Below are 1,162 nucleotides of genomic sequence, written 5' to 3' on the forward strand. Positions count from 1 at the left end.
TGACGCGTAAAAAGAAAAACCCCAGAATCGTGGGTCTTCGAGGTCCAAGATATCTAGGGTTTTCCATGGAAAACGTTACCGCTTCCACGTCTGTCCATTCTAGCGAAATTATTGCGCTTGAACAGCCCCGCGACGGGCTTTCCGATTACAGTCCGAATGATGTCCCGTGGGACATTCACAGAGGTCAATCTGACGATGTGGGTGGGATTTATGCCAGCGCTCTAGAATTTGAGCGCTACGCCGCTCGAATGTCCGACTGTGGGGGGTTATTGCTGTTTGGTTGGGTTCTCAACCCTGAAACATCAGTGAATGCCCTACGTTTGCGTACGGCGTACTTTTGCCGGGTACGTCATTGCCCGGTGTGTCAGTGGAGGCGCTCGCTCATGTGGCAGGCTCGGTTTCACCAATCTCTCCCTCAGATCGTTCTAGAGCATCCTAAGGCTCGCTGGCTATTCCTGACCCTGACTGTGCCCAATTGCCCCATAGGCGAGCTTGGAGCGACTCTTACGGCGATGAATGCCGGGTGGAACCGACTCCAGGCGCGAAAAGAGTTAAAAGCGGTGATTGGTTGGGTACGGACTACCGAGGTAACTCGGAGTGCGATTGGGGAGGCGCACCCGCATTTTCACGTTTTGCTGATGGTCCCGCCTTCGATGCTGTCTGGATCGAAATACGTTAAGCATGCCCGCTGGGTTGAGATTTGGCAGGAATGCATGCGCGATCCGACGATCTCGCCAAGCGGTGTGCACGTTCAAGCGATTAAAGATCGGAGCTCAGAGACCGGGACGGAGGTGGGAGGGGCTGCGCTACAACGCGCGGTTTCGGAAACGCTGAAGTACAGCGTTAAACCGTCTGACATGACAAACGATCCTGATTGGTTTTTGGAATTGACGCGCCAATCCCACAAGCGCCGCTTTGTGGCAACCGGTGGCGTTTTGAAAAAGGTACTCCGTGTCGATGAGGAAACTGATTCGGATTTGGTTAAGAGAGGCGGCGCTGAAGAAGGCGAAGACGACGGTTCTCGGTTGGCTTTCAACTGGCGGGAAGTAGAGCGCCGATATCGCCGCGCACCCAACGGCGACAAACCAGCTCGCTGACTCTCAACGGGGTATCGGGGCACAGCCCTGATCAGGGTTTTGTGGGGATCGACTGCGTGCAGGCC

General features: G+C 55.2%; 1 protein-coding gene. It reads left to right on the forward strand.

Annotation, left to right across the window (positions count from 1 at the left end):
* Nucleotides 1-1,097 (forward strand): protein rep (locus tag GHO32_RS26045; RefSeq protein ID WP_372239844.1); only part of this gene is annotated, 1,097 nt, incomplete at its 5' end.
* Between the last annotated feature and the right edge of the window lie 65 nt (nt 1,098-1,162).

This window comes from Pseudomonas sp. FSL R10-2189, assembly GCF_009600325.1.
Taxonomy (GTDB): domain Bacteria; phylum Pseudomonadota; class Gammaproteobacteria; order Pseudomonadales; family Pseudomonadaceae; genus Aquipseudomonas; species Aquipseudomonas helleri.